At 66.7% G+C, this 13,433-nt stretch carries 11 protein-coding genes and 3 pseudogenes; 9 read left to right on the top strand and 5 right to left on the bottom strand.

The window, feature by feature from the left end; translation table 11 throughout:
* Positions 1-101 precede the first annotated feature (101 nt).
* Positions 102-1,310: a cytochrome P450 gene (locus AB0D93_RS39755; protein WP_362131056.1), complete on the bottom strand. Its 1,209-nt coding sequence runs from the start codon at positions 1,308-1,310 to the stop codon at positions 102-104.
* Between the two features lie 1,154 nt (positions 1,311-2,464).
* A complete protein-coding gene (locus tag AB0D93_RS39750; RefSeq protein WP_362131053.1) occupies positions 2,465-2,653 on the bottom strand; it encodes a hypothetical protein in 189 nt (62 codons plus the stop codon).
* A 256-nt stretch (positions 2,654-2,909) separates the two neighbouring features.
* On the opposite strand from AB0D93_RS39750, the gene AB0D93_RS39745 reads away from it, so the two are divergent.
* From AB0D93_RS39745 to AB0D93_RS39715, 7 genes and pseudogenes are all read left to right on the top strand, one after another.
* Entirely contained in the window at positions 2,910-4,106 is a 1,197-nt protein-coding gene (locus AB0D93_RS39745; RefSeq protein WP_362131090.1) for an IS110 family transposase, read from the top strand.
* An 82-nt stretch (positions 4,107-4,188) separates the two neighbouring features.
* Positions 4,189-4,728 (top strand): winged helix-turn-helix domain-containing protein, encoded by a 540-nt coding sequence (locus tag AB0D93_RS39740; protein WP_362131050.1) that lies wholly within the window; start codon positions 4,189-4,191, stop codon positions 4,726-4,728.
* Positions 4,725-5,207 (top strand): annotated as a pseudogene (locus AB0D93_RS39735) (transposase); the annotation flags it as partial. The gene AB0D93_RS39740 and the pseudogene AB0D93_RS39735, both read left to right, overlap by 4 nt.
* A 76-nt stretch (positions 5,208-5,283) precedes the next feature.
* Positions 5,284-5,907, top strand: a complete 624-nt coding sequence (locus AB0D93_RS39730) for a transposase (protein ID WP_362131047.1) — start codon at positions 5,284-5,286, stop codon at positions 5,905-5,907.
* A 214-nt stretch (positions 5,908-6,121) separates the two neighbouring features.
* Entirely contained in the window at positions 6,122-6,499 is a 378-nt protein-coding gene (locus AB0D93_RS39725; RefSeq protein WP_362131044.1) for a helix-turn-helix domain-containing protein, read from the top strand.
* 273 nt (positions 6,500-6,772) lie between these two features.
* Positions 6,773-6,943, top strand: coding sequence for a hypothetical protein (locus AB0D93_RS39720; protein ID WP_362131041.1), 171 nt, complete (start codon positions 6,773-6,775; stop codon positions 6,941-6,943).
* Between the two features lie 218 nt (positions 6,944-7,161).
* Positions 7,162-8,556 carry a cytochrome P450 gene (locus tag AB0D93_RS39715; RefSeq protein ID WP_362131038.1) on the top strand — a complete coding sequence of 465 codons (1,395 nt, stop codon included), beginning with the start codon at positions 7,162-7,164 and terminating at the stop codon, positions 8,554-8,556.
* Between the two features lie 310 nt (positions 8,557-8,866).
* Here the strand turns inward: AB0D93_RS39715 and AB0D93_RS39710 are convergent, their stop codons facing one another.
* Together AB0D93_RS39710 and AB0D93_RS39705 are read right to left on the bottom strand one after the other, a co-directional pair.
* Positions 8,867-9,202 (bottom strand): hypothetical protein, encoded by a 336-nt coding sequence (locus tag AB0D93_RS39710; RefSeq protein ID WP_362131035.1) that lies wholly within the window; start codon positions 9,200-9,202, stop codon positions 8,867-8,869.
* Complete coding sequence (locus tag AB0D93_RS39705) at positions 9,199-9,567, bottom strand: hypothetical protein (RefSeq protein ID WP_362131101.1); 369 nt, start codon at positions 9,565-9,567, stop codon at positions 9,199-9,201. The genes AB0D93_RS39710 and AB0D93_RS39705 overlap by 4 nt, the downstream gene beginning before the upstream one ends.
* Between AB0D93_RS39705 and AB0D93_RS39700 the strand changes: the two are divergent.
* A pseudogene (locus AB0D93_RS39700) lies at positions 9,485-9,810 on the top strand (integrase core domain-containing protein); the annotation flags it as partial. The gene AB0D93_RS39705 and the pseudogene AB0D93_RS39700 sit on opposite strands and share 83 nt — an antisense overlap.
* Positions 9,811-9,954: 144 nt before the next feature.
* Positions 9,955-10,242, top strand: a pseudogene (locus AB0D93_RS39695) (hypothetical protein); the annotation flags it as partial.
* A 304-nt stretch (positions 10,243-10,546) separates the two neighbouring features.
* Here the strand turns inward: AB0D93_RS39695 and AB0D93_RS39690 are convergent.
* Positions 10,547-11,878: a PAS domain-containing protein gene (locus tag AB0D93_RS39690; protein WP_362131032.1), complete on the bottom strand. Its 1,332-nt coding sequence runs from the start codon at positions 11,876-11,878 to the stop codon at positions 10,547-10,549.
* Between the last annotated feature and the right edge of the window lie 1,555 nt (positions 11,879-13,433).

The raw sequence follows: 13,433 nt of genomic DNA, 5'->3' as shown, positions 1-13,433 counted from the left end.
GGGTGTCCGTGCGCTTTGCAGACGGGACATTCGCTGCAATAGGGGCGAGCAAGCCGCGACTCTGTGCCGCCGCGGAGCGAGGGGTACGTACCGGCGTCACCTCACCAGGTGACTGGCAAGGTCTTGGGGCTGCGGGTGAGCAGGCCCCGGCGCCAGTCGATGTCCCGTACGGGGACGGCCAGCCGCATTTCCGGCAACTGCTGGGGTAGCCGGTGCAGTGCCAACTCCAGTTCCATTCTGGCCAGCCAGGCGCCCAAGCAGTAGTGCGGGCCGGCTCCGAACGCAAGGTGCGCTGCACTGGGCGCACCGTCAGAGTCAACGCGCCAGTCCTCACGGTAGGTCTCAGGATCCAGGTTGGCAGTCACCGTGTCCGCGGCGACCACGCTCCCCGCCGGGATCAGCACCCCGCCGATCTCCACGTCCTCGACTGCCCGACGCATGAATCCGGGAAGCACGTCCCTGTCACTGATCGAAATGCCGCGCAGGAGGCGGTCTGTGGCCTGCGGTGCCAGCCCCTCGTCGGCGCCGAGCGCACGCCAGGTCCCCCGACCGTCAGTGAGTAGGTACACCAGGGTATTGCCGAGGACGGTCGTCGTGACCTCGTGCCCGGCCACCACCAGAAGGATCACGAGCGAAACGATCTGCTGCTCCGTCAGCCCGCCGTCCTCGTCGGCAGCCTGGACCAGGGAGCTAACGAGGTCCTCACCCGGCGCGGCACGCCGCTGGGCGACGAGCTCGGCGCCGAAGGCAGCGAAGTCCATCATCGCCTCCTGGACCTGCTGCGAGGGGAAGGCCGTGGTGGCGAAGGCGTGGTCGCTCCAGTAGGCGAGGCGCTTGCTGTTGAGCCCGTCAAGCCCCATCAACCGGCCGAAAACGGCTACGGGCAGCGCACGGACGAACTGGGCGATGAGGTCGACGGGCTGTTCTGCTGCCGCGAGTCGGGCGGTCAGGTCGTCGACCACGGAGGTGACCCAGGGACGCCACCGCTCGATGGTCCGTGGAGTGAAGGCCCTGCCCACAGTGCGGCGCAGTCGTCGGTGCTCGGAGCCGTCCAGGTTGATCAGGATGTCGGGGTTGTCCAACAGGTTCGGGTAAGGAGTGAGTGCAGGTGCGTCAGGAGAGAACAGATGCGCTCGGTTCAACCGTGGATCGGTGAGCACTTGACGCACGTCCGCATGACGCTGCACCACCCAGACCGACGTTCCGGTGGACAGCTCGACCAAGAAGGGAGGGCCGAGCGGTCCCGTGTTGCGCGGGCAGTGCATCGGGACCAGTGAATCACGAGCCGCATTTTCCTTCTCGAAGGGCAAGTTATCTCCCCATGGGCACGAGTATGACTCCTTCAAATATTGAAGGAGAAACCAAATCGGATGTTGTCGACGTAGGCCAACAGATTTGGATCAGGGACGACTGTGCGCCGGGGATGAGCACCTTCGAAATCCCCAACCTGTAAATCCTTCCTGCTGCGAGATAGACACCTTGTCCGCTTTCCAGAAAACGTGAACAACGCTCTACCTGGCGGGTTTTGGTCAATAAATCTGCCCATGTGCTGTGAAATTCGGTAAGCAATGCCCGGACGGAGCGCAGGTTAGCTCCTGCGTGTTGTCACCTCGTCGTGAGGCCCGCGAGCTTCGCTCGCTCTTCCTCGGCGGCGCGCCCGCCTTCAGCCAGGGAAGAATCGCGAGGACGATGCCGGTCGGGCGGGCTTCTCGCTTACAACCTCGGGGAAATGTCGGCTAGGTTGGACGGCCGTGACATGAGATGGGCCGTGCGGGTGGGGGTGCGTTCGGGTGCCGACTGGGACCCGGCCGAGGGTGTCGAGCCGCAGCTCGACGGTGCCCGGACCCAGATACGGTGCCCGCAGGCGTCACGTCCCCGACGCCGGGCCTCGTGTCCGGCACACGCAAGCAGGAACCGCATCGCGTCGATCACGTTCAGCCACGGACCGGGGCGGATGCTGCCGGCCGGGGTGGTCCACGCGGCCATATGCATGACCCAACCGCAGTGGCGGGACGAAGGCATCGCCGAGCAGTTCCGCCTCGGCCGGGGGTGAAGACCAAGGTCAACACGGGCTAAGCCGAACTGGCCAGGGATTTTTTTCCGACTAGGTCACCGTACCCAAGGACAAAGCGTGCGACGGTGAGAAGCGGGCCTGGCGCCAGAAATGCCGATGCCGGTCTTCCGCCTGGTTACGCGTCGAGCACACCAACGCCGGGCTACGGCAGCGACACCAACGCGCAGCTTCGCCGGACGTCGCGAGGACAACGCCGAAGCCCCCGGCGATCGCAGGACTGATCTTCGACCGCGTCGCCCGACGGCCTACCCGCCGCGAGAGGAGCACCGAGGAGAGGTTCACGCTCCGTCCAACGACTCAAAGGCCCTCGGGCGACACGAATCAGATCACGAGACACCCGTGGCCTGCTTACACGCAAGCCGCAAAAAACATTTTTCTTTACAGTCCTGCTCATCGCTGAAACGAATTCCTTGACTGCCCGACGGTCTTCATGCGCGGCAGATGGTCGAAGGTCTGGAAGGAGGTGATGTAGCGGTCGAGGAGGTCGGCGTCGGTCGGCGGGCAGAGAAGTCCCGCGTCGTGCAGGGACTGCTCGGTGTTCCGGCGGCCAACACTGGGAAAGACGCCATCGAAGTACATCTCCTTGACGCTGATGTCAGCCTAGAGGTTGTCCTACCTTTCAAGACGTGGGCCTGATCTGATCACTCGTACGATCGGAGGGCCCGGGGGCTCCGGGTATGGCTGCTAAGGGTGAGCCGCTGGATGGCTTACGGGACTTGGCCGCCCGGAGCTCCGCGACGACTCGACCGCCAATTGGGAGACGCGACTCGATCGCTGCTGTAGGACAACGCCGGCGAGGTCGTCTGCGGGATTGATGCACGACGAGCTGGCGGAGGTGGCTGTGCCCGAGATCTGGGCCGGAGTGGACATCGGCAAGACACATCACCACGCCGTGGTGATCAACGCGCAGAGCGAGAGACTGCTGTCCCGCCGGATCCTGAACGATGAGACCGAGCTCCTGGCGCTGATCCGCGACGTCCTGGCGTTATCCGACGATGTGCTGTGGGCCGTCGACCTCAATCACGGTGGTGCCGCCCTGCTGATCGGCCTGCTCGCAGTCCACGGCCAGCCCGTTGCCTATCTCACCGGGCTGGCAGTCCACCGGGCTTCGGCCACCTACCGGGGCGAGGCAAAAACTGATGCGAAGGACGCCTTCGTCATCGCCGACCAAGCCCGCATCCGCCGGGATCTGGGCGTGCTCAGGCCCGGCGACGAGATTGCCACTGACCTTCGCACTCTGACGACCCGACGCCTGGATGTCGTCTTCGACCGCACTCGGCAGATCAATCGTCTCCGGGCCCAATTACTGGAGATCTTCCCTGCGTTGGAGCGGACACTGGACCTGACCAACAAGGGCCCGATCACGCTTCTGACGGGCTACCAGACTCCGGCAGCGATCCGTCGCACAGGCGTGAAACGGATCGAGACCTGGCTGAAGAACCGCAAGGTCAAAGGCGCCGCTGCACTGGCTCGAGCCGCCGTGGAGGCCGCGCAGGCCCAGCACACCGCTCTGCCCGGCGAGGAACTGGCGGCCGCCATGGTGGTCCGCCTTGCGAAGGGAGTGATGGCCCTCGAAGAGGAGATCGCGGAACTTGATGTCCTCATCGAGGCGAAGTTTCGCGAGCATCCGCACGCCGAGGTGATCCGCAGTCTGCCCGGCATGGGCGCGCGGCTCGGTGCCGAGTTCATCGCCGCAACGGGCGGAGACCTGACCGCCTTCGGCAGCGCGGACCGGCTGGCCGGCTTCGCCGGCCTGGCTCCACAGCCGCGTGATTCCGGTCGTGTCAGTGGCAACCTGCGCAGACCCCGCCGCTACCACCGCGGCTTGCTCAGGACCATGTACTTGTCGGCAATGGCGAGCCTCAAGTCCTGCCCCGCTTCCAAGGCGTACTACCAGCGGAAGCGGAACGAGGGGAAGGGACACAAACAAGCCCTCCTCGCCCTCGCCCGCCGACGCGTCAACGTCTTGTGGGCGATGATCCGTGACAGCGAGTGCTATCACGCCTCACTCCCCGCCGCAGCGTCGGCTTGACATCAGCATTGGGAAGTCCTACTGACCTTTCCGTTCAGTTGTCGGGGCTGACATTGCTAGATCCCTGCGGTACGCCGTGGCCATGAGATATGCGCAGGGCGGTGGTCTCACTCCGCAGGGCCAGGCCGCGCGGGAGCGGGTGCGCATGCTGGCCGTCGATGGCTTCGCGCGAGGTGAGAAGAACACGGTGATCGCGAAAGATCTGAGGGTCAGCGTCCGGTCGGTGGAACGGTGGCGCCGGTCCTGGCGCGAGGGAGGGCGACAGGCCCTGCGCCCTTCGGGGCCGGCCAAGCGGCCGAAGGTCAGCGACAGTGACTTCGCCGTGCTCGAGCCACTGTTACTGGACGGCGCGATGGCTCAGGGCTGGGCGGATGAGCGGTGGACGCTCTCGCGGGTGCAGCTGATGATTGCAGACCACCTGGGGGTGTCGTTGTCGATCCGCGGAGTGTGGGAGTTGCTGCGGCGGCACGGCTGGTCGTGTCAGCAGCCTGCACGGCGGGCGGTCGAACGGGACGATGCGGCGGTGGCCGGCTGGGTGAAGGAGACCTGCCCCCGGGCAAAGCCACCGCGGCGGCGCTCGGGGCATGGCTGGTCTTCGAGGACGAAGCCGCTGTCTCGATGACGTCGCACCGCGCACGCACCTGGGCACCCAGAGGGAGCACGCCCGCGGTTCGGTTCAACGGCGCTTCCCGCGGCCGCATCTCAATGGCCGCACTGGTGTGCTTCAAGACCGGCGAACGCAGCCGTCTGATCTACCGTCCTCGCATCCAGGGCCATCACCGAGGTGCCCACCGTGGCTTCACCTGGCAGGACTACCGTGATCTTCTCGTGCGGGCTCACCTTCAGCTCGGCGGTCCCGTCGTGGTGATCTGGGACAATCTCAATGTTCATCGCTGCAGTCGATTACGTGAGTACGCGGCAGAGCATGACTGGCTCACCATCGTCCAGCTGCCCAGCTATGCGCCCGGCCTCAATCCGGTCGAGGGCATCTGGTCGTTGCTCCGGCGCAGCACTACCGCCAATGTCGTCTTCCGCGACCGCGACCACCTTGTCCAAGCCGTCCGCAGCGGCCTGCGCCGCATCCAACGACGCACCGACCTCAGACGCCTGCGCACACAGCCGCGGTACCGGCGACAAGACCAGCGACGGACCGGTGGAAGCCATCCGGACGTTCAAGATGACCAAAGGTTCCGCGATCAGGTCACGCTCGCAGGCGATCAACCAGCTCAAGGCCGTCCTGGTGTCCGCGGATCCTGCTCTGCGCGAGTCACTGACCGGGCTGAGCAACCCCAAGCTCATCCGCCGGTGCTCCGAGCTGGAGGCCGTAGGTGGGATCAGCCCGGCAGCGGCGGCCCGCCACGCACTCCGGCTGCTGGCTCGACGGATCCAGCATCTCACCGAAGAGATCAACGACCTCACCGCGCGGATCACCGCCCGTGCACCGAGAATCCTGGAGCACTACGGCGTTGGCCCGGACACCGCTGCCGCGTTGCTCATAGCGGCCGGTGACAACCCACAACGGATGGGCAGCGAAGCGTCCTTCGCCAGACTCTGCGGCGTCAGCCCGGTGGAGGCGTCCTCCGGCAGGACCCAACGCCGCAGGCTCAACCGCGACGGCGACCGCCAGGCCAACTCCGCGCTGTACACCGTCGTCCTGGCCCCTCTGCGCTGGGACACCCGCACACGCGACTACGTGGAGCGACGCATCAACGAGGGCAAGACCCGCCGAGAAGCCATCCGCTGCCTGAAACGGTACATCGCACGAGTGATGTACCAGACGATCACCCGCGAACCGCGGTGACACCAGCACCAGCCGCTTGACATCCATAGGGGCATCAGCCAGGCCACCAGCCTGCCCACCTGCAGAAATGACCGCCCCCGAATGAGCCGAAAGGGCCCGTCAGCAAGCTGACGGACCCTCACGCAAGGTCGAGGTTAGTGCTGGATTCCTCTTCCGGTGGGTATAGCTGCTGGTGGCGGGGCACTTGCGGGTACTCGGGGGCGGGTGCTGGGTCATGGTGCGGAGGGCACGACGGGGCCGTGACGAGGGCGAGCAACCGGTGGTTCACCGCTTGGCGTCGGCCAGAAAGGCGCCGAGGGATGTGGTGGAGCGGTGCCGGATGGTGGAGCTGAGCTGGGACGGGTGGCTGGTCCCGGAGATCGCCGACGAGCTGAGGTGTGGTCAGAAGACGGTGCACCGCTGGCTGCACCGGTTCAACCACTGTGGGCTGGAGGGACTGGAGGATCCGGGCGGGCAGGGACGCAATCGAAGGATCACCGAGGCCGAACGATCGAGGATCGTCGGCCTCGTCAAGAAGACCCCGCCCGGCCGACTCGAGGTGGAGCCGTCGAACGAGATGTGGGCCGTGGACGAGTCAGGGCCCTCGGAGTGAACCTTGGACACGCTGGCCGCCGCGGCCCGGGACCTGGGCATCGAGGTCAGCCGCTCCCAGGTGCGCCGAATCCTGCTCGCGGAGGGTGTCCGCTGGCGGCGCACGCGATCCTGGACGCGCTCGAAGGAACCGGACTTCGAGGGAAAAGGACGCGGATCGTCGAGCTCTACACCAGCCCGCCCGCCGGCGCGACGGTGGTCTGCGCCGACGAACTCGGCCCGGTGATCCCCCGCGCTCTCCCACCGGCACCGGCCTGCCCTACACCGTCGCAGCGTGCTCGCCGATGACCGCTTCCGCCGGGCTGTCAACGAACGCGGCAGAGTCGTCGACGTCGACAGGATCAAGGCCGGTCCGAGCTTGCTGGAGAAGCTCCGCCGCGAACTCGCCAGCGACGCCGTCCCGCAGGCGCGAGCGGCACCGTGTGGCCGTGCGGATCCTGCCTGACTGACGCATCGGCGGCCGCCGGCACGTCGGCGTCCAGTCGTCAGCAGCGTCCCATCACGTCACGTGAACGACCGGCTGTAGTACGCGGAGGGGTGACGGACGGCCGGGTCGGGCAGGTATTGAACATCATCCGTTCGGGATTGGCGGAGCCAGACAACGACAGCGGCTGGTCGCGCGCTGTGATGGGCTGCGAATGCATGGACAGAAGGGCCACTTGTATGTTCAAGCGTGCTGTTCTCATACGGAAGGCGCTCCGTGGGGGTGGCAGCCCGGTCGCGGGACAGTCCGATCCAGGTCCGTCCGGGCTGCCGCTGCTGGGTAACCTCCCGGAGTTCGCCCGCGACCCTCTCGCCTTCTTCTCTCGGCTGCGCGACGAGCACGGCGACTGGGTGCCGTGGTCACTGGGTCCCAAGCCTTGTCTCTTGATCTCGCGGCCCGCAGACGTCAACGAGCTGCTGGCAGGCATCGAGACTAGCTTCAGCCAGGCCGAGTTGGGGTGGGCTGTACACCACTTGCTGGGCGATGGTGTGGTAACCAGCACTGGCGAGGACTGGCGCCGTAAGCGGTCACTCGTACAGGCCGGCGTCCGTCCGCGCCAGGTCCGCTCCTACGCCAAGACGATGGTCGATTGCGCCGACGATGTCGCCGCGACGTGGCGGGATGGCCAATGCGTTGAGGTGCATCGGGAGATGACCCGGCTTACGCAGCGAATTGCGGTGCGCACGCTGTTCGGTGTGGAGACCGCAGGACGCGAGGAGGCCATCGCGCGGGCCATGGCCGTGGCCCAACAGGAGCTCGGCGCGGAGCTGCGGGGTGTCACGGCCTTCTTTCCCCCTTGGATCTTGACGCCGGGGCGACGCCGCCTTCGGACGGCCGTCGTCGGGTTGGACGCAGAGATTCATCGCATTATTGCCGAGCATCGCGCCGCTACGGCCGCCGGAGAGGAGCGCGAAGACTTACTCAGTCGGCTACTTGACGCCCGGGACGTGGACGGCACGCCGCTTTCTGACCGGGAGGTGCGCGACGAAGCCGTCACTCTCTATGTCGGGAGTCACGAGACATCGGCCACCACGCTGACTTGGACCTGGCATCTGTTGTCCGGTTCTCCTCAGGCGCGCACCCGCCTGGACGCGGAGCTCGCCGAGGTCCTTGAGGGGCGGCTGCCAACCTTCGACGACTACGCGCGGCTGCCCTTCACTCAGGCTCTGATCAAGGAGTCGCTGCGGCTCTACCCGCCCTTTTGGGCTCTCGGTGCGGTGGCGCGCGAGGGTGCCACCATCAGCGGCCGCCACGTGCCGGCCAGCACCACCGTCTGGGCGAGCCAGTGGTCTATCCACCGTGACTCCCGTTTGTTCCCCGAGCCGGACGCTTTCCGGCCGCAGCGTTGGGACTCCGGTGCCCCGAACCCCGTCCCCGAACATGCTTGGTTCCCCTTCGGCGGCGGGCCCAGGACCTGCCTGGGTACACGCTTCGCCCTGGTCGAGTTGGCACTCACTCTCGCGACGCTGGCGCAGAGGTGGCGGCTCGACACCGGTCCCGGCGAGGTGAGGCCCGTGGCTGGCCTCAACCTGCAGCCATCGCGGCCCATCAGTGCGACCGTCCGTTCGGCATGACGTGCGCTTCTACCGAAGATAGCTCTGCCTAACCTCGGGCTTTCACGCGGCGGGGCGTCCCGTGGGTGATCAGAAACGCGGAGAGTGCTCCTGACCTGCAACGATGGGACTTGTCTAGGGTCCAGGTCGTCGCGTGAAAGAAGCACTCTCCAGGTGAAGAAGCGTATCGGGTTCTACCTGCGTGTCCGTACCGAGGGCGGTGTTCGCGGGGTGGTCTGCCAGGCCGGTGGAGTACTGGTGGTGGAGACGACCCGCTGACGGTGTGGTATCGCGAGATCTTGGACAGTTTGGTCCCAGGAGATGCTGGACGTCACCGGTAGATGCTGGACAGCCTTACTCCCTCGCGCGCGACTGCCTTGAACTGCCTGATCGGCTTGTCGCTGGTGCGGGCATGGGTGGACAGTTCAACGTCGCCGTCGAGGACACGGAAGATGGTGTCCTCGATGAGGATGGTCACGGCTTTCCCAGCGTGAGCCCAGCCGATCCGCAGGCGCTGGCCGCCGACCATCACCACGCCGTCCGCGGGCACTTTGCGCTGAGCCCGCAGGGCCTGCGCCGAAGGAGGGATGATCGCGGTGCGCGGGCTGCGGACCCCGCTGATCTGCGCTCGTTGATCGGGTGGGATGGGCGCGGGCAGCGTCTTCACCACCCGGCCGTCGGCGATGGATGCATCAACTGGCCGTCGAACCGCAGGGCGACCTGCTGTCCGGCGAGCTGGGCCGTGAGCTTGACACGCTGCCCGTCGAGCCCGACGTCGCCGTCCCGGCCACCCAGCCGGTCGGCCTCGACCACGAGCGGGGCCTGCGGCCCGTCGGGCAGGGCGGGCGTCGCTGGTTCGGGGCCGGCGATCCGCCCGCCGCGCTGCACCAGCGTCTTCAGGTCGGCCGCGGTGAACTGGGAGGTGCGGGCGCGGGCGAGTTCGCGCCGCGTCGATGGAGTGATCTTCCATGCGGACAGGGGCTCGCAATACACCTCAGCGGCGTTCGCCCAGGTCAGCGACCGTTTCGACATCCGCAGGAGTCTGGGCCGTGTCGGGTCGAGCTATGACAACGCGCTGGCCGAGAGCTTCTGGCAGGGGCTGAAGAGAGAAGCCGTGCGCGGGGTGTTTACGACGGTGCGGCAGGCCGGCCGGAGATCTTCCAGTGGCTGACGTACTACAACGCCCGCAGGCACCACAGCAGCCTCGGCTACCTCTCACCCGTCGAGTTCGAACAGCAGCATCGGGCAGACCATAGACTCACCCTCGCGGCATGAACCCCCGTGTCCACACTCCGGGGAACGTCTCAGCACAGTGTGATGCAGCCGCCTTCCCAACTCCGGCAAGCTGGCCGGAGTCTGGCTCGTGCCGCCCCAACCCAAGGTTGACGTGCGCTCTGACAAGCCCCGAATCGATATCCACTTCTGGAGCGGTTCATCGAGGTGGGGGCCGAGGCCGAACGCTCCGCCTTCAGTCGGCCTTCCGAGTGGGAGGACACCGAAGCCTGGTTCCTCACGACCCGGGACGTCATGAACAGGCTGTGGGTCGCGGAGCGGCTCATCCGCATCCAGTTCCCCCTGGCCGTGCACGACGCGGCACGCGCGTACTTCCTCGACCTCAACCGCTTACCCGACGGCGAGAGCGTGTGCGACTACTTGGAGGAGAACCGGCTGACGTTTCTGGACGCGGCCCGCGCGGTCATGGGGTAGCACACCGCCGACCTCGAAGATCGTTTTCACAGCCGTAGCAGGACGACCAAGGAACCGAACCGGCTTGCCAGGTGCTCGCCCACGCCGCCGCGCTGAAGTCTGCGCCGTCGAGATCGCCGCGATCCACGCTACGTCGCCGGGGCCGCCTGCGGTCCTGCGGGCGGGCCGGCCCACGCCACCCCGGCACTCCTCGGGCCGGCCAAAGGCCCTCCACCCGGCGCATGCCTTCGCAACGTCCCCAGCGGGCCTCGTGCGGCGTGACCTCAGGGCCACACGGGCAGCAGGCCGGCCGGCCCCCGGGCGCTCAACCGGACACACCCCCACTCCGGCCAGGCCTGCCGGTCAGGGCGGGCGGCCACTGCGAGGCATCCAGCAGACCCAGCGCATATCCACGGGCGACGACGGCAGACCGTGACGGCGCATCCAGCAACATGCGCAGCCGCTGCAGATGGTAGTCCAGGGCCTGGCGCGTCACCCCCAGTTCACGGCTGATCGCCGCGTTGGACTCCCCGCGAGCCAGGCCCACCAGCACCCGCTTGTGGACCGGGGCCAAATCCGGCACCACCGAGTGCTGCGCACTCACCGCAACCATCAGCGTCAGCAACCGGACCCGCCGACCCGGCACCCGTGCCACCGCAACGTCCACGCGCAGCAGCCGCAGCGCTCCGCTGGCGGTGCGGCACCGCAGCCACAGCCGCTTACTCGTCGCCCGCCCCCGGGCCAACGCCCGCCACGCCGCCAGCAACCGCTCCCCTTCCGCACGCGGCAAAGGCGCCAAGAAATCACGTACATCACCCGCTTCCAGATCGGTGACGCTCATGCCGAACAGCTCAGCCGCACCCACACTCGCCCGTTCGATCCTGCCGTTCACACACAACGTCATCGACGCAGCACCGGAACGGTCCCGCAGCGCACGCAAATCCTCCTCGAACAGCGCCTTGTGCTCGAGTGCCTGGAAATGGTCGGTGACATCCACATACACACCCCCCACACACGGCCCGAGCGAACTCTGCAAGGGAAAGCGATGACCGACGGCCTGCCCCACCACACCGTCCGGCCGCAAGAAGGAAACCCGGTGCCGCATCGGCTGAGACCGCGCGATGACCTCCCGGTCCAGCGAGCGGAACCGCACAACATCATCGCCCGCCACCACCTCCTCCAGCGTCCGGCCGACCATCTCCGAAGGACGCCTGGCATACAAATGGGCATAGGCATCGTTCACCCACACATACCGCTCACCAGCATCCCGAACAAACGCCGCCGCAGGCAAATACGCGGCAAAAGCCGCATACCGCTCACACTCCTGAGCCCCGTCGGTGACATCAACAGCCACCCCGCACACCCCATCGATCCGGCCCGCAGCATCCCGACGCGGCCCGGCCACCACATCAAAAGACCGCCCACCCACCCTTGCTCGCCAACGCACCGTCCGCCCCTCCAGCGCATACGCCTGCATCACCACATCCCCAGCCGGCGCTTGCCCACGGTCCTGCAAGAACTGCATCGCCTCCGGCGCCGCCACCCCGAGGTCGTCAACACCAAGGGCATCCAGTGCGGTCCTGCCACCATGAGCCGTCACCCGCAGATCAGGGTCAGCCTCCCACCAGGCCAACGGCAGCCGCTCGAACAACAACATCCACGAATCGCCCCACGCGCGCATGACACCCTCACGAAATGTGCGTAACCAAAGGGAGGGCGGGCCCGTCGGGCCCGTCACACAGCCATCACGTTCGCGTCGGCATCACCACACGCCCGGGCCCGTCGCAACCACAGACCCCGCGATCACGCACGGTCTCAAACACAGCACGACCGACCCGGCATCACACGACGACAGCACAACACGCCAACACCGGCACACCCGCCGGAAGAACAGTCCCGTTGACCCCCGCCCGACGACACACTCCACGCACAACCGCGAAGCGCACCACCGATGTCCCTCATCGGACACGACAGCCACACGCGACCCGTTGACGCCCCACCATGGCCCCTCCCCCACCAGCCTTACACCGCACTCAACCACCAAACGACACACTGCACGGCCCCAAATTGACACCAGTGCCAAAGTCCCGACGCACCATCACCACCCACGTAACGGCCGACATTGACCGCCCGCCGCTCAAAACCCCGGCCTGCAGCTTGGACTGCACCGTCGGCGCAGCCCGGAATGACTGCGGCGCTGCCCCTTCTCCGAGGACAAGGCCGGGTACCCGATGACACCACCGCACCCTTCAGCTGGGGCCGCCGTGCAAGCACGAGAGGGCGGCTCGGGCAACGACCGAAGATCCCGGACCCTGCGACCCGCGAGAGGCGCCTTCTTCTACCCGGGCCGGACGGGCTGCCAGCGGCACTATCCGCCACACGGCTTCCCGGCCCGGTCGGCGGTGTCCTCTTACGTAGGCCAGTGGCGCGAGGACAGGCCCGACCAGCCGATCCAAAAATATCCACTGCCAGGTGCAGTAGCGAGCCCGGCAACGGGAGGAGCCGTCCCTGACGATCACCGACACCCAGTCCGTACGCACGGCCGCGGATGTCTCGAAGTCCACGACGAGACTGGACGCCAACAAAAAGATGTCAATCGCAAGCAGGGACCCGCCGTCGACGTACTGGGACTGATCCCCGGCGACGTGGCGACGACCGCCTCCACTCATGACAACTTCACTGGCACCGCCCTGCTCGACCAGACGCCCAAGCGATGCGGAACCCATCCGAAGAAGGCCCCGACGGACCACCGCCGCAAAAACGAGGTCCTCAACCACGCCGCCCTGCTGGACATCAACCTCGAGGGCGTCCGCCCCAACCCCGCAAACCAGGGCCAAAAACTTCGTCCCCCAACCGAAAGGCTGGATCACGGAACAGGCCAATGGCACGTTGTTACTGCACCACCACAGCCGCGAATACCACCGCCGCCCCAACTCCTCAACCCCACACCTCTACTGGGCCTCCACCGCCCACATCGCCCGCCGCCTCACCACACCCGCCCCCACTTGACGCAGCCCCTTGACCAGGCCGCACGAACATCAACCAACTCCAGGCAAACCTCAAGAACCAACACCACGAAACCACGACCCGAGTTCGAAATACGGCTGCGGCCGGCCTCCCGCAGGGAGGCCGGCCCCACCCGGAATCAGCGCGGCCGTTGCAGCCACCCCTGCGTGCGTTATGAGAACACGTGATGAGGTGAAGCCACACCC

The organism is Streptomyces sp. NPDC048191, from assembly GCF_040652655.1.
In the GTDB taxonomy this organism is placed as follows: domain Bacteria; phylum Actinomycetota; class Actinomycetes; order Streptomycetales; family Streptomycetaceae; genus Streptomyces.
Note: the sequence above shows the minus strand (reverse complement) of the source record. Positions and strands in the feature narration are given on the sequence as shown.